The organism is Streptomyces sp. NPDC005774 (genome assembly GCF_042871645.1).
GTDB classification, from domain to species: domain Bacteria; phylum Actinomycetota; class Actinomycetes; order Streptomycetales; family Streptomycetaceae; genus Streptomyces; species Streptomyces pratens.
On sequence record NZ_JBIAIV010000021.1, the window covers coordinates 1 to 20,277 of the forward strand.

General features: G+C 69.7%; 15 protein-coding genes and 1 pseudogene. 9 read left to right on the forward strand and 7 right to left on the reverse strand.

Annotation, left to right across the window (positions count from 1 at the left end; translation table 11 throughout):
• Nucleotides 1-480: 480 nt before the first annotated feature.
• The 3 genes and pseudogenes from ACFYQA_RS19990 to ACFYQA_RS20000 form a co-directional block, all read right to left on the reverse strand.
• Nucleotides 481-1,983 carry an ATP-binding protein gene (locus ACFYQA_RS19990; RefSeq protein WP_388919305.1) on the reverse strand — a complete coding sequence of 501 codons (1,503 nt, stop codon included), beginning with the start codon at nucleotides 1,981-1,983 and terminating at the stop codon, nucleotides 481-483.
• Between the two features lie 595 nt (nucleotides 1,984-2,578).
• Nucleotides 2,579-2,815: a hypothetical protein gene (locus ACFYQA_RS19995; protein ID WP_388222452.1), complete on the reverse strand. Its 237-nt coding sequence runs from the start codon at nucleotides 2,813-2,815 to the stop codon at nucleotides 2,579-2,581.
• A gap of 54 nt (nucleotides 2,816-2,869) precedes the next feature.
• Nucleotides 2,870-3,064 (reverse strand): annotated as a pseudogene (locus tag ACFYQA_RS20000) (sigma factor-like helix-turn-helix DNA-binding protein); the annotation flags it as partial.
• Nucleotides 3,065-3,390: 326 nt separating this feature from the next.
• Between ACFYQA_RS20000 and ACFYQA_RS20005 the strand changes: the two are divergent.
• The 6 genes from ACFYQA_RS20005 to ACFYQA_RS20030 all read left to right on the forward strand — a co-directional run bounded on the left by ACFYQA_RS20005 (nucleotide 3,391) and on the right by ACFYQA_RS20030 (nucleotide 8,661).
• Complete coding sequence (locus tag ACFYQA_RS20005; RefSeq protein ID WP_388919309.1) at nucleotides 3,391-3,888, forward strand: CarD family transcriptional regulator; 498 nt, start codon at nucleotides 3,391-3,393, stop codon at nucleotides 3,886-3,888.
• A gap of 522 nt (nucleotides 3,889-4,410) precedes the next feature.
• On the forward strand, nucleotides 4,411-4,545 hold the full coding sequence (locus tag ACFYQA_RS20010; protein ID WP_388919312.1) for a hypothetical protein: 135 nt from the start codon (nucleotides 4,411-4,413) through the stop codon (nucleotides 4,543-4,545).
• A 320-nt stretch (nucleotides 4,546-4,865) separates the two neighbouring features.
• Nucleotides 4,866-5,558 carry a response regulator transcription factor gene (locus ACFYQA_RS20015; protein WP_388222457.1) on the forward strand — a complete coding sequence of 231 codons (693 nt, stop codon included), beginning with the start codon at nucleotides 4,866-4,868 and terminating at the stop codon, nucleotides 5,556-5,558.
• Nucleotides 5,555-7,003, forward strand: coding sequence for an ATP-binding protein (locus tag ACFYQA_RS20020; RefSeq protein WP_388919316.1), 1,449 nt, complete (start codon nucleotides 5,555-5,557; stop codon nucleotides 7,001-7,003). The genes ACFYQA_RS20015 and ACFYQA_RS20020 overlap by 4 nt, the downstream gene beginning before the upstream one ends.
• A 232-nt stretch (nucleotides 7,004-7,235) precedes the next feature.
• Entirely contained in the window at nucleotides 7,236-7,631 is a 396-nt protein-coding gene (locus ACFYQA_RS20025) for a MerR family transcriptional regulator (RefSeq protein WP_388222461.1), read from the forward strand.
• Nucleotides 7,632-7,779: 148 nt separating this feature from the next.
• Entirely contained in the window at nucleotides 7,780-8,661 is an 882-nt protein-coding gene (locus ACFYQA_RS20030) for an NADP-dependent oxidoreductase (RefSeq protein WP_388919319.1), read from the forward strand.
• 233 nt (nucleotides 8,662-8,894) lie between these two features.
• On the opposite strand, the gene ACFYQA_RS20035 is transcribed toward ACFYQA_RS20030, so the two are convergent.
• Entirely contained in the window at nucleotides 8,895-11,051 is a 2,157-nt protein-coding gene (locus ACFYQA_RS20035) for an MMPL family transporter (RefSeq protein WP_388919322.1), read from the reverse strand.
• Between the two features lie 1,132 nt (nucleotides 11,052-12,183).
• Here ACFYQA_RS20035 and ACFYQA_RS20040 point away from each other — a divergent pair.
• Entirely contained in the window at nucleotides 12,184-12,552 is a 369-nt protein-coding gene (locus ACFYQA_RS20040; protein WP_388919325.1) for a hypothetical protein, read from the forward strand.
• A 319-nt stretch (nucleotides 12,553-12,871) separates the two neighbouring features.
• On the opposite strand, the gene ACFYQA_RS20045 is transcribed toward ACFYQA_RS20040, so the two are convergent.
• From ACFYQA_RS20045 to ACFYQA_RS20055, 3 genes are all read right to left on the reverse strand, one after another.
• A complete protein-coding gene (locus ACFYQA_RS20045; protein ID WP_388919328.1) occupies nucleotides 12,872-14,374 on the reverse strand; it encodes an ATP-binding protein in 1,503 nt (500 codons plus the stop codon).
• A 359-nt stretch (nucleotides 14,375-14,733) separates the two neighbouring features.
• Nucleotides 14,734-16,062: a class I SAM-dependent RNA methyltransferase gene (locus tag ACFYQA_RS20050; RefSeq protein WP_388919331.1), complete on the reverse strand. Its 1,329-nt coding sequence runs from the start codon at nucleotides 16,060-16,062 to the stop codon at nucleotides 14,734-14,736.
• Nucleotides 16,063-16,162: 100 nt separating this feature from the next.
• Nucleotides 16,163-18,208: an APC family permease gene (locus tag ACFYQA_RS20055; protein ID WP_388919333.1), complete on the reverse strand. Its 2,046-nt coding sequence runs from the start codon at nucleotides 18,206-18,208 to the stop codon at nucleotides 16,163-16,165.
• 593 nt (nucleotides 18,209-18,801) lie between these two features.
• Here ACFYQA_RS20055 and ACFYQA_RS20060 point away from each other — a divergent pair.
• Both ACFYQA_RS20060 and ACFYQA_RS20065 read left to right on the forward strand, forming a co-directional pair.
• Nucleotides 18,802-19,473 (forward strand): potassium channel family protein, encoded by a 672-nt coding sequence (locus ACFYQA_RS20060; RefSeq protein WP_388919336.1) that lies wholly within the window; start codon nucleotides 18,802-18,804, stop codon nucleotides 19,471-19,473.
• Nucleotides 19,473-20,150: a TrkA family potassium uptake protein gene (locus ACFYQA_RS20065; protein WP_332431114.1), complete on the forward strand. Its 678-nt coding sequence runs from the start codon at nucleotides 19,473-19,475 to the stop codon at nucleotides 20,148-20,150. The genes ACFYQA_RS20060 and ACFYQA_RS20065 overlap by 1 nt, the downstream gene beginning before the upstream one ends.
• Nucleotides 20,151-20,277: the final 127 nt, after the last annotated feature.

Genomic DNA, 20,277 nt, shown 5'->3' on the forward strand with positions numbered 1-20,277 from the left:
CACGATGCTCATCGCCTTCGCCTCGGCGGCCGTGCCGGCCCCGTTCTTCGCGCCGGTCAGGTGGACCTTCTCGGCCACCAGGGCGGGCAGCCCGCACCGCTCGGCCAGCCGGATCACCGGGATCAGCCCGGCATGCGCGATCAGATTCGGGTCGTCGAACGCGGCGAACACTCGCGCCGGGCTATGGGAAGATTTCACTTACGAGGTGCCCTCTTGCTCGGGTCTGGTGGAAGCGTAGGAACTCCCATCATCCCAGTTCAGCGGGCACCTCTTCCGTTCTCCCCGTCCACAACCCGACCGCTACGCGGTGGATCGAGGCTCAACGAGCGCTGACGACCCGGCTGACTGTTCATCCGCATCGGCGTCGCTGCGGCCGACGTGAACCGGCTGCGGCTGACAAGCAGCGGCGCGCCACTGCTGTGCGCGGGCACTCCCACTGCGCCGCTGGGCCCGCCGTCGTCATCGCGACAGGAGTGGTGGCTACCCGACCCCGTAGAGAGTCGCCAGGTCAACCAGGAGCAGATCGTCGCGGCTGGCCGCGGACTCGATCAGGTCCGGGTAGAACCCGTGCAGGGAGAACAGGGCCAGGGTGGTGCCCGTGGTGTCGTAGCCCTGGTCGGTGAGCAGGGCGCGGATGTGTTCCAGGCGTTGCAGGTCTCCGGTACCGCGGCGGGCGGCGGTGGCCTTGGCCTCGCCGAGGAGGGCGATCCGGGCATGGGGGGCCTGCGGACGCTCGCCCAGGGCCAGGGCGATGACGTCGACCTCGTGCTTGGTGCGAGCTGCCGGGTCGGCCACCTCGGTGGTGCCGACCGGGCCGGGCAGGCCACCGGGAAGCAGGGCGTGGGCGTACCGGCGGGTGAAGGCGCGGGCGAGGTCCTCGAAGTGGGGGCCGAGGATCTTGGAGTTGAAGGTCGGCGCGGCGGCCTGCCACGCCTCTTCGGCGAAGCCCTGCTCGACGGTGGATGCCTGCGGCAGGGTGATCAGCTGGTTGAAGCGGATGACGGGGTCGGCCAGGGTGATGACGGGGTGGCGGGGACGCAGGATGTCCTGCTCGCGCTGGATGTAGCCGGTGGACTCCAGGACGTCGAGCGGGTGGGTGACGGCGTTGCGCTGCCGTTCCAGGGCCGCGCCGATCCTGGTGGGGGTGGTGGCGCCCCGGGCGATCGCGGTGAGGATGTCGTAGTAGAGGGTGTGCTGGGTGATCCGCGGATCCTCGCGCAGCAGATACTCCGTCTCCGTGCGCGAGTACACCGCCCGGCCCGGGTCCAGAAGCGTCCGCGTCAGCCAGGTGGCGAAGCCGTCGTTCGGGTGCGGGCGGGCCGCCACCGGCCGGTAACCGGGAGCGCCGCCGAGGACGGCGTGCACCCGCAGGGCGGTCAGCGGGTCGTCGATCTGCCAGAACGTGCGGCTGGCCCGGTAGTCGAAGGCCCCCAGCCTCAGATCGATCACCGCACGGCCACGCAACGGCTTGGTTCCCGACAGCAGTTCGTGCATGACGCTCATCGCGGACCCGCACAGGATCACCCGCGCTCCGGGTCCGGCACCGATGCCCCGCTGGCGCTCGTCATAGAGCTGCTGCAGCAGGCCCGGGATCTCGGGAGAGTGCTGCAGGAGATACGGCAACTCGTCGATCACCAGCAGCGGAGTCCGTGCACGCGCGGTGACGTCAAGGGCGTTGGACAGGACCTCACGCCAGTCGGTCAACCGCAGCGTGCCGGGCCGCAGACCGGCGTGCGCCGCGAGGGCGTCGCTGAACCGCTGAAGCGCCGGCAGCCGTCCTTCCTCCCGCACCGCGGTGACGTACAGACCCCCGACCCGCTCCGACAGCGCCTGCAGGAGATACGACTTCCCGTGCCGCCTGCGCCCCGACACGATCCCCAGACGCATCGCCGGATCCGGGTCCGTGACGAACTCGGTGAGCAACCCCCACTCACGATCACGGTCGACCACGTCCTCGGGTTTGGCAAGCACGCTCTCGTCCACCGGAACTCCCCATCAGCCTGGATCGACCACGATTCTGTCTAAGTCTACTTAGACGGAATCCGTCCAGCCCGACTTTCCTGATGCCGGGCAACAGAGGAACTCACGGTGATCGTCGCAGAGCCGTGTCAGCGGCTCCCCGACAAGGCCGTTACGGGCGTCGCGAGACTCTGCTCCCGTCGGCCTCGTCGAGGGGAGTCGAGCGTCACATGAGCGTCAAGAGTTCCGACGACCGGACATCACGCAACTGCTCCCACCAGTCACTCCAGCACAAATCCGCAGGTGAGGTGAGCCCGAAGGGTTCGACCTGTTGGATACCGCGAAACGGGTCGAGACCCACCGGCGCTCCTGCTGAACCGCAGGTCAGCGGCTCTTTTCCGCGGGCTCCAGGATCGCCACGCACTCCACGTGGTGCGTCATCGGAAACACGTGCCAGACGGCGGTCGGCGAGAAGTACCAGGTCAGGCGGTATTTTCTGTCCTCTGGGCCTGCCGTGAGAATCGTAGAGCGTCAAACGAGCGTCACGAGCGAGGCGAGCCGACCCGCCCGACGGGTATCTCGAGTCGGGTCCCCGTGTACCAGACATGACAGGAGGAAATCATTGCGAGCCCAGGTCATATTCGATCTTGCCGCCCACAAGCGTGGCGCCGGCCGTAAGATCCGCGATGCGATCCGACAGCGTGCCCCGCACCTGGCGGGCATGGCAAGCGCCACGACCAACATGCGCCGCGATCTCAGCTTTGCGCTCGGCCCGGTCGACGCATAGTACGAAGAGGCCATCGCCGACGAACAGGGCCTCGAAGAAGCCGCACGACGCGCCCAGGAGACACAGCACACCCGCGCCGTGCCGACCTTCACCCCGGGCCGGGGGGCAGGCCCCCGGCTTCCGTCAGTCGTCAGTGAGGTAGTCCCGCAGCACGTTCGAGCGTGACGGGTGGCGCAGCTTGCTCATTGTCTTGGCCTCGATCTGGCGTATGCGTTCGCGTGTCACGCCGTAGATCCTGCCGATCTCCTCCAGGGTCCGGGGACTGCCGCCCAGGAGCCCGTAGCGCAGAGAGATGATGCCGGCCTCACGCGGGGACATTCAACGCACAGACACCGCAAAGCAGAGCGCCATACGTTCAGCTGACACCTACGTCCTGTACGGGACCATCCTTCGGCCTGGCGCACCCCGCGGATGTGACCGGAATTACATCCAGAGCCACGCGCGGTGCGGTGGGAAAATGGAAGAGCTGGTTCGCAGAGTTCTTTGCGCGCTCATCCGTATGACCGCGCCGATCTCTGCGCTCCCACACTTGCCCGCCACCGGCCGTCCGCGGCCGGGACCGAGCGGTGGGACGGCCGTACGCCCTGCATCACGCTCGGGCCCGGCCGAACGCGGCGCCGCACGCACAGCGAGGGTTGAACGGCATGCAGTTCTCCGAGGGCCAGACACTCATCCACCCCCACCACGGCCCGGCCACCGTCACCGAGGTTCTCGACCGCTCGGTCAACGGCAGGAGCAGGCGTTACGTCCAGTTCCAGATCCACCGGACCGACCTGCACATCGCCGTTCCGGTCGAGAAGGCCGACGAGGTGGGACTGCGCTCGGTCTACGCCGCGACACAGGTACAGGAACTGCTCGACGTCCTGAGGGCTCCCACCGGCGAGCAGGAGGAAATCTGGTCACGGCGGTTCAAGGCCAACGGTGAGAAGCTCCGGGTCGGCGACCCCCTGCTCACCGCCGGCGTCGTTCGCGACCTCACACGACGTCAGGAGGAGCGCGGGCTTTCCTCGGCGGAGAGGGACATGCTCAAGCACGCCCGCCAGCCGGTCCTCGCAGAACTCGCACTGGCGCTCTCACTGTCCGACGGGGAGGCCGAGGAACTGCTCGACTCGACCATCCTCGGTGCGCAGCAGACCACTTGAGGCTCTCCTGTTCTGCCCGTGCCGCAGGAAGGTTGAGGGCGTCATCCTCCGCTGGAACTTCGGTGCCAACCCGTCCAGCAAGGTTCTTGACCTTGCGCAGGGCGCCTCTCGCGGGTACTCCCGGCACTCCCACTCCACAGGACGAGCACGCGCTCCTCATCGACGCCGAAGGAGTCACTGCCGTCCCGCAGAACGATCGGGTCCTCTGCCGCAGGAGCGGGCATTGCCGGCGATCGCGTCCCGCTGTGTGGTGTAGGGGATCACCGCGGCTGAGTGCGCGGGGTCTGCTCCCTCGTCTGCGCCATCTGCCGGTGTCTGCTCCCTGCTCAACTGGCAGGCCACCGTGCAACTATCCGGAGTGAACGGGCAGTTCGACCCCAGGGGGTGCACGGTGGCCTTGTCCCAGCATGACCTGCTTCGCCTGCTTGAGTCACTACGTTCGGCAGATGGTCTTGAACTCGTCCGGGAGGTCGCCGAGCGGCTGCTGCAGGAACTGATCGAGGCCGAGGCGAGTGAGGCGACATGCTCACCACAGCCGAGCGTGAGGAGCTTGCCGCCCTTCGCAAGGAGAACGCCCAGCTCAAGCGTGCGAATGGAGTCCTGCGGACGGCCTCCGCTTTTTTCGCGGCCCAGCTCGACCCGACCCGGCCCAGGTGACGGCGCTCGTTGACGAGCACCCGCACCTGGGGGTCGAGCCCGTACTCCGGGAACTGGCCTCCAGAGCGGCCTGCATCAGGTGCTGAGTGATCGCGGGCAGCAGACCGTCCTCACCGACCAGCCTCAGCCCGCCGCACGTCCAGCAGGTCCAGGCTCAGCCCGTCCACTGACTCCTGCGTTCTCCTCATGTCCGCACCGTCCGCGGCCGCACCGCCGGAGGCAAGCACCGCCAGCAGATGAGCGCGGGGTTCTAATCCTGGTCTCAGGTTGATCGGGGACGATGAGCGGCAAAGGCATCGACTGGAAGGGGGCGGGCCGGCGTGCGGATCATGATCGCGGATGATGAAGCGGCCATCCGTGAGTCGCTGGAGCGGGTGCTCCAGGTCGAGGGTTACGACACCAGCACCGTCGCCAACGGTCTCGCCGTGCTCGACGGGGTTGGTGGGGCCGACGGTGACACGCTGGATCTGCTGATCCTCGACGTGATGATGCCCCGCCTCGGCGGGTTGGAGACCTGCCGGCGGTTGCGGGCCGCGGGTCGGGATCTGCCGGTGCTGATGCTGACCGCCCGTGACCAGGTCTCCGACCGGGTCACGGGGCTGGACGCGGGCGCCGACGACTACCTGCCCAAGCCGTTCGCCACCGAGGAGTTGCTGGCCCGGGTGCGGGCCCTGCTGCGACGGCGCACGCCGACCGACGGGGAGTCGCAGGTCCTGTCGTTCGCCGACGTCCGCCTTGATCCCGACAGGTTCGAGGCGTGGCGGGGCGGGCGGCCGCTGCGCCTGACCCGGACCGAGTTCTCCCTCCTGCAGGTCCTCATGCGCAACGCGACCCGGGTCTTGACCCGCGACGTGCTGTTCGAGGCGATCTGGGGCTTCGACATGAGCGCCACCGCCAACAACCTCCAGGTATACGTGAGCTACCTGCGCCGCAAGATGGAGGCCGAGGGTGAGCCGCGATTGATCTACACGCTGCGCGGCCTGGGCTACACGTTGCGGGAGACTCCTCCGTGAGCAGGCCCGCCGGCCGGGAAGCGCGCCGGCTGACCCGATGGTGGCGCCGGAGGTCCCTGCGGACCAGGCTGACGGTGATCGCGGCGACGGCCATCGCGGTCAGCGTGTTCGCGGCCTTCCAGGTGGCCAGCGAGCTACTGGACTGGGAGCTGCGGGACACCACCGAGAATCAGCTACGCGCCGACTCCCGCGTCCTGGCGACGAACGCGCAGCGCGCCGGTCTGGCGCAGGTCCAGCTACCGCCGTATCCCGGATCCGGTCGGCTGGTGCGGGTCATCCTGCCCGACGGCTCGACCCGGACGCCGGCCGGCCAACCCGCGCTGCCCCCCGTCAGCGAGCACGCCGGGCGCGTGGCGCAGGGCGCGTCGGCCGACCTGATGGAGTCGAACGACAGCGAAGAGGGCTACCTCATCTACACGCTGCGGGCGGGCGACGGCGCGGTTCAGGTGGCCCGCGTCGCCGACGACAGCCCGATCAACCGGTTCGGGTTCGGCATGCTGCTGATCGGGCTGTTCTGCGTGGCCGGCGGGGCCCTTGTCGGGCGGACCGTGGCGCGGACCGGGCTGGCACCGATCGACCGGCTGACCGCCGCCGCGGTACGTGTCGCGCACACCCGGGATCTCGACGCCGACATCCCGGACGAGGGCGGTGGGGAGATCCGGCGGCTGATCCAGTCGATCAACGACATGCTCGCCGCGCTCCGGAACTCCCGGCGGGCCCAGCAGCTGCTCGCCGAGGACGCCGCCCACGAGCTCAAGACCCCGCTCACCAGCCTGCGCCTCAACGTCGAGCTGCTGATCCGGCTCGATCGGCGCGGCACCCTGGACAGCGCACTGCCGGCGGAGAGCCGGACCCGGCTGCTCAACGATCTCGGCGCCCAGGTGGCCGAGTTGAGCACCCTTTCCGCCGAGCTGACCGACCTGGCGCGCGGTGACGTCAGCGACGAGAACACCGAGCTGCTCGACCTCGCCGACGTGGTGGTGGCCGCCGCGACCCGGGCGCGTTCCCGCGTGCCCGACATCGAGGTCGCGCTCGAAGTGACCTCCGTGTGGGTGAGCGGGCGTCCCGCTGCGCTCCAGCGGGCGGTGCTCAACCTGATCGACAACGCCGGCAAGTGGTCCCCCGCGGACCAGCCGGTCCAGGTCCGGCTCCGTGCCGAGGGCGCGTCGGCGGTGCTCGAGGTCGACGACGCCGGGCCGGGCATCGACGCCGCCGACGTACCGCGGGTGTTCGACCGGTTCTACCGTGCCGACAGTGCCCGGGCGTTGCCGGGATCCGGCCTGGGGCTGTCGATCGTGCAGCGGGTCGTCGACGCCCACGGCGGCCGGGCCACCGTCGCCCGCTCCGCACGCGGTGGCGCGCTGCTTCGGGTCGACCTTCCGGCCGCGGCCCCGCCCGACCCGATCGCGCGGCTCACCGCCGGGGAGGACACCGCGGTGCGCTGACCCGCCCCTGCGGCGCGGCGCAGGACAAGGGACGGTGGCCCTCGGGCATGGCCCCGCGCGGCTCACCCTCGGGGCAGGACACCGCGATGCGCCGACCCCAGCTGTCGGCGTACTGAGAAAAGTGCTCGGTCGTGAGACCGGGACGACAGCCTTGCGGCCGTGGAAGTGTCCGCGAGCGTCGATGACTTGCCGGCGGTCTGAACTTGGAGCACGCGGGCGTAGGCTCTCAGGGATGCGGATAGGCGAGCTGTCCAAGCGCACGGGCGTGAGTCCGCGCTCACTGCGGTACTACGAAGAGCAGGGCCTGCTGACCAGCTCACGCTCCGACGCTGGGCAGCGTCACTATTCCGATGCTGCGGTCCAGCGCGTGTTGCTCATCCGACAGCTGTTCGACGCGGGTATGTCCAGCCGGATGATCGCGACTGTGCTGCCGTGTGTGGACGTCCCGGGTGACCTGGGCGTCGCCGAGGAGACGTTCACGGCGATGATCCGCGAGCGCGACCGGATCGACGCCGACATCGCGCACCTGATCGAGACCCGGGATGCACTCGACGTGCTGATCAGGGCCAACAGTCGGCACCGGGCGGAGCTGTCCACGGCCTCGGAACCGGTGGCACAGTCAGCCTGATGCTGTGATCTGCATCTCAGCCGGTTGCCCCTCACATCAATGTCAGAGGTGAGGATGGCGACAACGCCCGGAATCACCGGGTCGGTTGTACGAGAGGCGGCGGAAGATGGGGCAGGCGTGGGGTTTCGGCAGGTATGGCGGGTCTGAGGTGCAGGAGTTCTTCGATCGTCCCGATCCCGTCCCCGATCGCAGCGAGGTGCTGATCCGGGTCGACGTCGCCGGCGTGAATCCCCTCGACCACCTGCTGCGCTCGGGTCTGGTCGACGGGCTCGACGGCGGGCGTCCGTTTCCCCGCGTGCTGGGCATGGAGGCAGCCGGAACGGTTCTCGCCCGGGGCGAGGACGTCAACGGGCTCGAGGTGGGTGACGCGGTCTTCGGCTTCGCGCTCACCGGTGGCGGCACCTACGCCGAGACGACGGTGCTGTCCGCGCCGAACACCGCGCGCATCCCGAAGGGTCTGTCCGCGGCCGTGGCGGCAACGCTGCCAGTGGCCGGGACAACCGCGGTGGACGTGCTTGACCAGCTCGGCCTCCCGGCCGGTGCCACGGTGCTGGTCAACGGGGTCGGGGGCGGGGTCGGCCTCGCCGTCGCCCGGCTGGCTGTCGGGCGCGAGCTGCGTGTGATCGGCACCGGAAGTACCGCCAAACGCGAGCACGCCGAGGCCATCGGAGTGCGGTTCATCGATTACACGGCCGAGGACGTCGCCGCCGCGGCACGCGAGCTGGTTCCGGACGGCTTCGACGGGATCGTCGACCTGGTCGGAGGCACCTCGCTGCGGACGGTCGCTTCGCTGGCCCAGGATCCCCGCAACGTCATCGCAGTGGGTGATATGTCTGTGCCCGATCTCGGTGGGCGTTTCGTCGAGCGTCACCTCGACCGCGAGAACCTGGAACGGTCAGCCCGGCTGGCCCTCGACGGACTTCTCGCACCCGTAATCACCGCGATCCATCCGCTCTCCGACGCCCCGGCCGCCCTCGCCACCGTCGAGAACGGTCACACCTCGGGCAAGGTTGTCATCAAGGTGGCATGAGGAGTGCTCGGCTGTCCGACGCTGTCGACCGTCCTTTGCGGACTGACGGGAACCCGTGGTCAGCGCATCATCAACTGAGCACGTTCACCTGTACGGGGTTGAGCACGCTCAGGCGTACGCCGACACCAGCCCCGGCGCGTGGCGCAGGGCCAAAGGGCGGCGACCGTCAGGCCCATGAAAAGATCCGGGACGGGCCTGGGTCCCCGTCCCGGATCTCGTCCGTGCCACCGCGCTCACCGTTGCAGCGCGGGCTCCTCGTCGTCGGCGAGCGGCTGTTGACCGTCCGGCAGCTCCGCCGCTGGACGGGACAGCCGGCTCGGCCACCACATCCGCCGGCCGATCAGCAGGGTGAGGGCGGGCACCAGGACCGACCGCACCAGCAGAGCGTCGAGCAGCACGCCGAAGGCGACCAGGAACCCGACCTCGATCAGCATCACCAGCGGAAGTGTGACGAGGACCGCGAACGTTGCCGCCAGGACCAGGCCTGCCGAGGTGATGACGCCACCGGTGGCGGAGAGGGCTTTGAGCATGCCTTCTCTGGTGCCGAGGCGCACGGTCTCCTCCCGGGCCCGGCTGGCCAGGAAGATGTTGTAGTCCACGCCGAGCGCCACCAGGAACAGGAATGCCAGCAGTGGCACCGAAGAGTCGACGCCCTTGAACCCGAGGATCGTGTCGAAGACGAACACGCTGCCGCCGAAGGCCGCGGCGAATGAGACGATCACGGTGGCCATCAGGACCAGCGGGGCCAGGATCGCGCGCAGCAGCAGCCCGAGGACGATCAGGACGACCGCGAGCACCAGCGGGATCACCAGCTTCTCGTCGCGCTTGGTGGTCACCTCGGTGTCGAGGTTCTCCGCACTCGGCCCGCCGACGATCGCCTCCGCCCCGCTCACCGCGTGCACGGCGGTGCGCACCCGCTTGATCGTGTCGTACTCTGCGACGGTGTCCGGCGCGTCCTTCGGGAACACGGAGATGTTGACCCAGCCACCGCTGGTCTGCTCCGGGACGGCCAGGGCCACACCGCGAGTGTCCTTGACGATGTCGAGCACCCGCTCCTGGTGCGCCGGCCGCGTGAAGATCGTCATCGGCTGGCCGCCGAGCTCCGGGAAGTGCTGGCGGAGAACGGTGAAGCCGGTGACCGACTCCGGCGCTGACAGGAACTGGTCCTGCTCCCGTAGGTTGCCGGTGTTGCCCGCCAGCCCGATGGCGAGCACGCCGAGGAATCCGAGCGAGCCGAGCGTCGCCACCCACCGGCGGCGGCTTATGGCGGTGCCGAGCCGTCCCCACAGCCCCGGCTTCTCCTCCACGGCCGTGCTGAATCGCGGGATGGCCGGCCAGAAGATCCGCCTGCCGAGCACCACGAGCACCGCCGGGAACAGCGTCAGCATGGCCACCAGCGCGCACAGGATGCCGGCCGCGCCGATCGGGCCCAACCCGCTGGTGCTGTTCAGGTCCGCGACGAGCAGGCAGAGCAGGCCGGCGATCACGGTGGCCGCGGACGCGACGATGGCCGGCGCCGCGGAGCGCAGCGCGTGGACCATCGCGACCCGGACATTCTCGTGGTGGTGCAGTGCCTCCCGATATCGAGCGATGAGCAACAGCGCGTAGTCCGTGCCGACGCCGAATACCAGGATCGTCAGCAGCGCCGAGTTCTGGTCGTTGACCACGATGCCGAAGCCCTTGACGAGCAGGTAGACGGTCGCCATCGAGGTCAGTGCGGCCGCGCCCACGGCCACCAGCGGGATGATCCACAACACCGGGCTGCGGTAGGTGAGGATGAGCAGGAGCGTGACGACGGCAATGGTGGTGAGGAGGACCTGCACGTCGATGCCGTCGAAGACGGCATCCATGTCGCCGTCGATCGCGCCCGGGCCGGTCACGTCGAGTTCCAGGCCGGCGGGGCGGTCCTTCGCGGCGTCACGCAGCGGGCCGACGATGTCCTCCGGTGCGCCGTAGGTCGTGCTCACCTCGAGGTTGAACATCATCGCCTTGCCGTCGGTGGAGGGGCTCGTCGGTGGGCCCTCGTCGTCGTCGCCGCCGCCGGCCGGGGCCGCCACCTTCGGCGGGTACCGCTTGGCAAGGGTGTTGTAGTGGCGCTCGACCGTCGCGCGGTCGGCGTCGGTCATGCCGCCGGCGCGGTGGTACACGAAGACGAACATGTTGTCGTCACCGTCGGGGAGACTGTCCTCCAGTACCGCGACCTTGGTGGACTCGGCGCTGGCCGGCAGGGTGTCCGCGGCACTGTCGGTGGTGACCGAACTCAACTTTCCGCTCAGCGGCACCATGAACGCCGCCAGCACCAACCACAAGCCAATCACCATCCACGGCACCCACCGGCCTGCCAACCGACCGGCTGGCGCTTCGCCGGACGGCGCTTCGTTGACTACCATCACTAGCCTCCTACATACGGGTTACATCGCTTGTCCGCTGGCCTACTTCCTAATGAGCGAACCTGAAACGACCGTTAGAGCCTGTGAAGCAGCCGGCGTCCGTTGTAGATGGTGATGTTGATCATCGATGTCTTGTGGGTGGGTGTGTCGCGGTGAATCGTCCGCGCCGCTGTCCGTCGGACACCTCGGATACCGAGTGGGAGATCACCGCGCCGTACATCCCGGTCAGAGGCACTCGGGCAGGTGCACTGCGCCGCCAGGGTGCCATGGCCTGCGTCAAGTGCGGAGCGGACGCCGCTCTTGACCGTCTGGTGTAGACGCCATCCGCTTTCCGGACGTGGCCGGTTGGTTCGGGGTGGGTAGGCATGAACTCCGGTCAGGGGCGGCAGAGATGGGCGTGGTTCGTCCGCTCGTCCGGCTCGTGGAGGTGGCTGGTGCCGTCGGTGCTCGGTCTGCTGGAGGCCCGGGAGAAAAGGGTCCGGGAAGAGATCGCGGGGTTGCGGGAGGAGGCCGAGCGGGTGCAGGCCGCACTCGGGGAGGCGGAACGCTCGCTTCAGCGGCTGGTGGATGCCCGGGCGACGGTGGCCGAGGTGCTGGCCGAGCCGTCTTCGGCAGTAGCGGAGCCGGAGCGGGGCGCGATGGCGGGTTCGCCGGTGCCGCACCGAAGTGAAGGCATGCCGGCGTCGGTGCTCGCGGCGGACTACCAGCGGATCATCTCAGTGCTGGAGTCGGCGGGCCGGGAGGGCATGCGCTGCCGGCAGCTGGCCGTGGCCCTGGGCCTTCAGGCAGTCCCGGCGAAGGTCGAGGGAGTGCGGTCGAAGGCGAAACGCCTGGTGGAGCGGTCGACGCCTGGACCACCCGCACCCACCTCCTGCTCGACCCGACCAGCGACGACGAAGGCGGCGACTGGATCGAGGGCGCCGACGACTCCCTGGCCGCCCTTACCGGCGTCCGCGACGAACTCGCCACCGGCAACCTGCGCCCCCTCTACCTCGCCTGGCTCTCCGCGCTCGCCGCCTGGGAACTCGAGGACGACGACGAAGAGGAGTACCAGACCTGCCTGGAGCCGCCCGTCCCGGCCGGGCTCGGCGAACTGACCGCCCCGCAGCGCGCGCTCGCGGACTTCCTGCGCGTGGACGACGACCTGCTGACCGTCGCGGCCCAGGCCAGTCCCGCCGCGCCCAGGAAACCGGCCAGGCCCACTAAGAAGGAACTCGCCCCGCTGATCGCCGCAATGCCCCAGAAGGAGAAGGACGCTCTGCTGCGGCGGCTCGCCCTCGGCCCGGAACCCGGGCTGCGCACCGAACTCCTGCACCGCCTGCACGGCGCCGAGACACCCACCACGGTCCCCGGGCGCCGCTCCGCCGCCCACCTCCTGGACGCCGCCCACACACGGCGCGCCGAACGCCAGAAGCGCACCGAACACGAACGGACCACCGCCCGCGCCCAGCGCCTGACCGCCCTCGCGAGCGAGGCCGAACCAGCCTGGCAGAAGATCTAGGCACACATCGCCACCAAGAAGACCAGCGCCTACGACCAGGCCGCCACCCTCCTCAGCGCATCCACGCCGGACTCCCACGGGGCTCTGTCGTTGGCCTCTTCTACAAGTCTCTGGTGGACAGGGCACAGCACGACATCGACCGCGCAGTCACCGACGACCTCAACGAGCGCTGACGCCCCGGCTGACTGTTCATCAGTACCGGCGTCGCCGCGGCCGTCGTGAACCGGCTGCGGCTGACAAGCAGCGACGCGCCACTGCTGTGCACGGGCACTCCCACTGCGCCGCTGGGCCCGCCGGTGACATCGCAACAGACTGGGAGCTACCCGACTCCGTAAAGAGTCGCCAGGTCAACCAGGAGCAGATCGTCACGGTCGGCCGCGGACTCGATCAGGTCCGGGTAGAACCCGTGCAGGGAGAACAGGGCCAGGGTGGTGCCCGTGGTGTCGTAGCCCTGGTCGGTGAGCAGGGCGCGGATGCGTTCCAGGCGTTGCAGGTCTCCGGTGCCACTGCGGGCGGCGGTGGCCTTGGCCTCGCCGAGGAGGGCGATCCGGGCATGGGGGGCCTGCGGACGCTCGCCCAGGGCCAGGGCAATGACGTCGACCTCGTGCTTGGTGCGGGCCGCCGGGTCGGCCACCTCGGTGGTGCCGACCGGGCCGGGCAGGCCACCGGGAAGCAGGGCGTGGGCATAGCGGCGGGTGAAGGCGCGGGCGAGGTCCTCGAAGTGGGGGCCGAGGATCTTGGAGTTGAAGGTCGGCGCGGCGGCCTGCCACGCCTCTTCGGCGAAGCCCTGCTCGACGGTGGATGCCTGCGGCAGGGTGATCAGCTGGTTGAAGCGGATGACGGGGTCGGCCAGCGTGATGACGGGATGGCGGGGACGCAGGATGTCCTGCTCGCGCTGGATGTAGCCGGTGGACTCCAGGACGTCGAGCGGGTGGGTGACGGCGTTGCGCTGCCGCTCCAGGGCCGCGCCGATCCTGGTTGGGGTGGTGGCGCCCCGGGCGATCGCGGTGAGGATGTCGTAGTAGAGGGTGTGCTGGGTGATCCGCGGATCCTCGCGCAGCAGATACTCCGTCTCGATGCGCGAGTACACCGCTCGCCCCGGGTCCAGAAGCGTCCGCGTCAGCCAGGTGGCGAAGCCGTCGTTCGGGTGCGGGCGGGCCGCCACCGGCCGGTAACCGGGAGCACCGCCGAGGACGGCGTCCACCTGCAGGGCTGTCAGCGGGTCACCGATCTGCCAGAACGTGCGGCTGGCCCGGTAGTCGAAGGCCCCCAGCCTCAGATCGATCACCGCACGGCCACGCAACGGCTTGGTTCCCGACAGCAGTTCGTGCATGACGCTCATCGCGGACCCACACAGGATCACCCGCGCTCCAGGTCCGGCACCGATGCCCCGCTGGCGCTCGTCATAGAGCTGCTGCAGCAAACCAGGGATCTCAGGAGAGTGCTGGAGGAGATACGGCAACTCGTCGATCACCAGCAGCGGGGTCTGTGATCGCGCGGTGACGTCAAGGGCGTTGGACAGGACCTCACGCCAGTCGGCCAACCGCAGCGTGCCGGGCCGCAGACCGGCGTGGGCCGCGATGGCATCGCTGAACCGCTGAATCGCCGGCAGTCGCCCTTCCTCCCGCACCGCGGTGACGTACAGACCCCCGACCCGCTCCGACAGTGCCTGCAGAAGATACGACTTCCCGTGCCGCCTGCGCCCCGACACGATCCCCAGACGCATCGCCGGATCCGGGTCCGTGACGAACTCAGTGAGCAACCCCCACTCACGATCACGGTCGACCACGTCCTCGGGCTTGGCAAGCACGCTCTCGTCCACCGGAACTCCCTACCAGCCTGGATCGCCCACGACATGTCTAAGTCTACTTAGACACAATCCGTCCAGCCCGGCTTTCCTGATAACGGGTAACAGAAGTCACTCACGGTGAGAGTCGCAGAGTCGGGTCAGCGACTCCCGACAAGGCCGTTATGGGTGTCGCGACACCTTGTTCCGGTCGGCCTCGCCGACGGAGGTCGAGCGTCATATGAGCGCCAAGAGTCCCGACGACCGGCCATCGCACAGCCGCTCCCGTCAGTCACTCCAGCACAGATCCGCAGGTGAGGCGGGCCCGAAGGGTTCGACCTGCTGGATACCGCGAAACAGGTCGAGACCCACCGGCGCTCCTGCTGAACCGCAGGTCAGCGGCTCTTTTCCGCGGGCTCCAGGATCGCCACGCACTCCACGTGATGCGTCATCGGGAACAGGTCGAACGCCCGCAGTGTCCGCACCCGGTACCCCCCGTCCCGGAAGTACGCCAGGTCGCGGGCCAGCGCGGCCGGGTCGCAGGCCACGTACGCGATCTTCCGCGCACCCAGCGACGACAGGTGCTCGACCGTCTTGCGGCCGGCGCCCGCGCGGGGCGGGTCCAGGACGATCAGGTCGACCTCGGTGATGCCCGTGCGGGGCAGGACGGAGTCGACCTTGCCCTGTTCGATGCGGACGCGGGGGAAGTCGGCGAGGTTGTGCCGGGCGTCCTCGACGGCGCGCTTGCCGGACTCGATGCCGAGGACGGCTCCCGCGTCGCCGACCCGGTCGGCGAGGGCGCCCGCGAACAGGCCGGCGCCGCAGTACAGGTCGAGGGCCATGTCGCCCTTGCGGGGCAGCAGGCCCTGCATGACCGCGGTGACCAGGGTGTCCGCCGACTGCGGGTGGACCTGCCAGAAGCCGCCGTTGGCGACCCGGTGGGTGCGGCCGTCAGCGCGTTCGCGGACGAAGGGGCGGCCGTGGACGCGGTGGACCTGGCCGTTGCGTTCGTCGATGCGCAGAACGGAGACCGGGCGGTCGAGTTCGACCAGCGGGAGGCGCGCGCCCGGCTTCGGGGTCAGGACGACCTGGCGGTCCTGGGAGCCGGTCGCGGCGATCGCCTCGACGGAGTCCATGCCGGTCCAGTCCCGCTTCTCGATGCCGAGTTCGCTGACGCCCTCCGCGGCGATCATGCAGTGGTCGATCGGCTCGACCTCGTGCGAGCGGTGCCGGCGCAGGCCCGCGCGGCCGTCGGCGGTCACCGCGTACTGCACGCGCGTGCGCCACGCCGGGACCTGGCCGGCGGGGAGCTTGTCGCCCTCGGCGGGCACGACGGTGCCGTCCCAGCCGGCCTCCTCGGGCGTGAGCCCGGCGAGCCGCTGGAGCTGCTCGGCGATGACCTCGCCCTTGAGCCGGCGCTGCGCTCCCGGCTTGGCGTGCTGCCAGTCGCAGCCGCCGCAGCGGCCGGGCCCGGCGTACGGGCAGGGGGCGTCGATCCGGTCCTTGGAGGCGTCCAGCACCGTCACCGCGTCCGCGCGCAGGAAGCGGGCGCCCTCCTCGCCCTCGGTCACCCGCGCGACGACCCGCTCGCCGGGCAGCGCGTGCCGGACGAACAGCACCTGGCCCTCGGACGTACGGGCGATGCAGTGGCCGCCGTGGGCGACGGGGCCGATCTCGACCTCGTACTCCTCCCCCACCAGTGATTTCCTCGGTTCTGCCTGCATGGCGGGGTGACTCCACAACTTGGGGGGCGAAGGTGCGGGCGATGGCCCGCGACAACAGCCTTCCAGTCTACGTGTGCGGGAAGGCGTCCTTCGACCGCTGCTACGTGGGCGGGGAGGAGTCCTTCGACCGCTCCGCCGGACCGCGCCGCACCGAGCCCGGCGCCGCCCAGTTCTGCCGCTTGCGGGCGCGCCGCCTGGCCGCCTCGGACGACTGCAGCTGGTACGGCACCGAGGTCACCATCACGCCCGGCGTGAACAGCAGCCGGGCCTTCAGCCGCAGCGCGCTCTGGTTGTGCAGCAGCTGCTCGTACCAGCGGCCGACCACGTACTCGGGGATGAACACGGACACCACGTCCCGCGGGGACTCCTTGCGCAGGTTCTTGACGTACTCGATGACTGGCCGGGTGACCTCGCGGTACGGGGAGTCCAGCACCTTCAGGGGCACCTCGATGCCGCGCCGCTCCCATTCCGCGTGCAGGGCCCGGGTCTCCGCGGCGTCGACGTTGACACTGAGCGCCTCGAGGCTGTCGGAGCGCATCAGCTTGGCGTAGGCGAGGGCGCGCAGCGTGGGGCGGTGGATCCTGGAGACCAGGACGATCGAGTGAACGCGGGAGGGGCGCACCATGTCGGCGCTGGGGCCCTCGGGGGCGGCGACCTCCTCGGCGACGCGGTCGTAGTGCCTGCGGATCATTGTCATCAACACGTAGAAGACGCACATGCCGAGCAGCGCGACCCAGGCGCCGTGGATGAACTTGGAGACGAGCACGACGACCAGGACCAGGCCGGTGAAGAAGGCACCGAAGGCGTTGATGGCCCGGGAGCGGATCATGTGCCGGCGGGCGGCCTGTTGCTTCTCGGTGGCCAGCAGGCGGTTCCAGTGCCGGACCATGCCGATCTGGCTGAGGGTGAAGGACACGAACACGCCGACGATGTAGAGCTGGATCAGGCGCGTGGTGCTGGCGTCGTATGCCCATACCAGCAGAATGGCTGCGCCGGCGAGCAGCACGATGCCGTTGGAGAAGGCGAGCCGGTCGCCGCGGGTGTGCAGCTGGCGCGGGAGGTAGCGGTCCTGGGCGAGTATCGAACCGAGCAGCGGGAAGCCGTTGTAGGCGGTGTTCGCGGCGAGGAACAGCACCAGCGCGGTGGCGGCGGCCAGGACGAGGAACAGCAGGCTGCCCTCGCCGAACACGGCCTCGGCGACCTGCGAGATCACCGGGTGCTGTACGTAGTCGGGGCCGAGCGGCACGCCGTCGTGGAAGAGGTCCTTGGCCGGGTTCTCCGCCATGCGCACGTCGGTCGCGCCGGCCAGGGCGATGATGCCGCAGAACATGGTGACGGCGAGCAGGCCCATCAGCGCGAGCGTCGTCGCCGCGTTCTTGGACTTGGGCTTGCGGAAGGCCGGTACGCCGTTGGAGATCGCCTCGACGCCGGTGAGGGCGGCGCAGCCGGAGGAGAAGGCGCGCAGCAGGAGGAAGACCAGGGCGAAGCCCGTCAGGCCCGGGTGTTCGGGGTTGATCTCGTAGTCCGCCGTGGGTGCCCGCATCTCGTCGCCGAGTACCACCGAGCGGAAGGTGCCCCACGCGATCATGGTGAACACACCTGCGACGAACACGTAGGTCGGGATCGCGAAGAGGGTGCCCGACTCCCGCACGCCCCGCAGATTCATCAGCGTCAGCAGCACGATCACGGCGATCGCGCAGGCCACCTTGTGTTCGACGACGAACGGGATCGCGGAGCCCAGGTTCTCGATGCCGGCGGAGATCGACACGGCCACGGTGAGGACGTAGTCCACGAGCAGGGCGCTGGCGACCGTCCGGCCCGCCCGGGCACCGATGTTGGTGGTCGCCACCTCGTAGGCGCCGCCGCCGCTGGGGTAGGCATGCACGTTCTGGCGGTAGGAGGCCACCACGGTGACCATCAGGACGACGATCGCGACCGCGATCCAGGGGCTGAAGTGGTAGGCCGACAGACCCGCGACGGAGAGGACGAGCAGGACCTCACCGGGCGCGTACGCCACGGAGGACAGCGGGTCGGATGCGAAGACGGGGAGTGCGACACGCTTGGGCAGAAGCGTTTCGCCCAGTCGGTCGCTGCGCAACGCGCGCCCGATGAGAATGCGTTTGGGCACGTCGGTCAGTTTGGACACAACAGTGGATCGTAGGCCTTCGAACAGGGGGCGCCCCATCCGCCACCCGGATCCATACGGCTTCCCTACGACACTCGTGTCACCGCCGTGGTGCGGGCGTACGTCCTCTGCTCTCCGGGTGAAATCTCGGGTGGCGGCGCTGCGGTTTCTGTGCTGCGCACCGGTTTCATGCCTATATGACTGGGCCGCTGTCCGTCACGGCCCGGCCGCCCCGGTCCGTCGTCCGGGGCGGCCGGCCCGGACGGGCGGCCGTGCCCCGTCCGTTCGGACCAGCCACCCCGTGGAGGTTCCCATGCACGCGCCCGCAGAACTGATCGGCGCCCTCGCCGCGCTGCTCGGCCTCGGGGTCCTGACCCTGGCGAGCGTGCGCAGCATCACCCGCCGCTGACCGCCTCCCCGCGCGGATACGTTGATCCCGGGCATCAGGGCGCGACGGTCGGCCCCCGGAAGGCACCGGGGCCGCGCCGTCCCGGCATGATGTTGCCCGGCGGCCCGTACTCGGGCCGCCACGGGTTGCCCGGCGAGCCGAAAGAGAGACATGAGCACAATGGTCATGAAGGTCGACGGGCCTGCAGGAAGCGCGGTGTGACGCGATGCATATTGTGATCATGGGGTGCGGGCGAGTGGGTTCCACCCTGGCCCAGACCCTGGAGGAGCAGGGGCACACGGTCGCCGTCATCGACAAGGACCCCACCTCCTTCCGCCGGCTGGGCTCCTCGTTCGGCGGCCGCCGGGTCACCGGGATCGGCTTCGACCAGGACACCCTGCGCGAGGCAGGCATCGAGGACGCGGGCGCCTTCGCCGCCGTCTCCAGCGGGGACAACTCCAACATCATCGCCGCGCGGGTGGCCCGCGAGATGTTCGGCATCGAGAACGTCGCCGCCCGCATCTACGACCCCCGCCGCGCGGAGGTCTACCAGCGCCTGGGCATCCCCACGGTGGCGACGGTCCGCTGGACGGCCGACCAGATGCTGCGCAGGCTGCTCCCCTCGGGCGCCGAGCCGCTGTGGCGCGATCCGACCGGCGGTGTGCAGCTCGCCGAGGTGCACACCTCACAGGCCTGGGTGGGGCACCGGATCAGCGGGCTGCAGGACCGGACCGGCGTCCGCGTGGCCTTCCTCACCCGGCTCGGCGAGGCGATCCTGCCCAGTTCCCAGACCGTGCTGCAGGAGGGGGACCTGGTGCACGTGATGATGCGCACGAACGAGATCGACCGGGTCGAGGCGGCATTCGCCAAGGGCCCCGAAGAGGAGGACGGTCAGTGATGAGGGTCGCCATTGCCGGAGCCGGCGCAGTGGGCCGCTCGATCGCGGGCGAACTGCTGGAGAACGGGCACGAGGTCCTGCTCATCGACAAGGCGCCGACCGCCATCTCGGTCGAGCGCGTTCCGCAGGCCGAGTGGCTGCTCGCCGACGCCTGCGAGATCACCTCCCTGGACGAGGCGGCGCTCCAGCGCTGCAACGTCGTCATCGCCGCGACCGGCGACGACAAGGTCAACCTGGTCGTCTCCCTGCTGGCCAAGACGGAGTACGGCGTTCCGCGCGTCGTGTCCCGGGTGAACAACCCCAAGAACGAGTGGCTGTTCAACGAGTCCTGGGGCGTGGACGTGGCCGTCTCCACCCCGCGCCTGATGTCGGCCCTGGTCGAGGAGGCGGTCAGCGTCGGCGACCTGGTCCGGCTGCTGCGCTTCAGCCACGGGGACGCCAACCTGGTCGAGCTGACCCTGCCCGAGGAGTCGGCGCTGGCCGGCACCCAGGTCGGTGACGTCCAGTGGCCTCAGGACACCTCGCTGGTCACGATCATCCGGGGGACGCGCGTCCTCACCCCGACCCGGGAGGACTCCCTGGAAGCGGGCGACGAACTGCTCTTCGTGGCCGCCCAGGCCCGCGAGGAGCAGCTGGAGGACCTCCTGTCGGTCCGCAGGACCGACACCGTGCGCTGACACCGGCCCGATGGCGATGGCACGTGAGTATGTGAGTGGGGGGGGGGGGGGGGGGGCGGGGGGCCCCCCCCCCCCCCCACACCCCCCACACCCCCCGCGGGGCCCCGCGGGGCGGGGGGGGCGCACC

Bases quoted from the DNA above. Each gene is read 5' to 3' on its own strand.
- ACFYQA_RS20005 (WP_388919309.1), top strand. From the start codon at position 3,391: ATGCAGTTCTCCGAGGGCCAGACACTCATCCACCCCCACCACGGCCCG.
- ACFYQA_RS20010 (WP_388919312.1), top strand. From the start codon at position 4,411: ATGCTCACCACAGCCGAGCGTGAGGAGCTTGCCGCCCTTCGCAAGGAG.
- ACFYQA_RS20025 (WP_388222461.1), top strand. From the start codon at position 7,236: ATGCGGATAGGCGAGCTGTCCAAGCGCACGGGCGTGAGTCCGCGCTCA.
- ACFYQA_RS20035 (WP_388919322.1), bottom strand. From the start codon at position 11,051: ATGGTAGTCAACGAAGCGCCGTCCGGCGAAGCGCCAGCCGGTCGGTTG.
- ACFYQA_RS20050 (WP_388919331.1), bottom strand. From the start codon at position 16,062: ATGCAGGCAGAACCGAGGAAATCACTGGTGGGGGAGGAGTACGAGGTC.
- ACFYQA_RS20060 (WP_388919336.1), top strand. From the start codon at position 18,802: ATGCATATTGTGATCATGGGGTGCGGGCGAGTGGGTTCCACCCTGGCC.
- ACFYQA_RS20065 (WP_332431114.1), top strand. From the start codon at position 19,473: ATGAGGGTCGCCATTGCCGGAGCCGGCGCAGTGGGCCGCTCGATCGCG.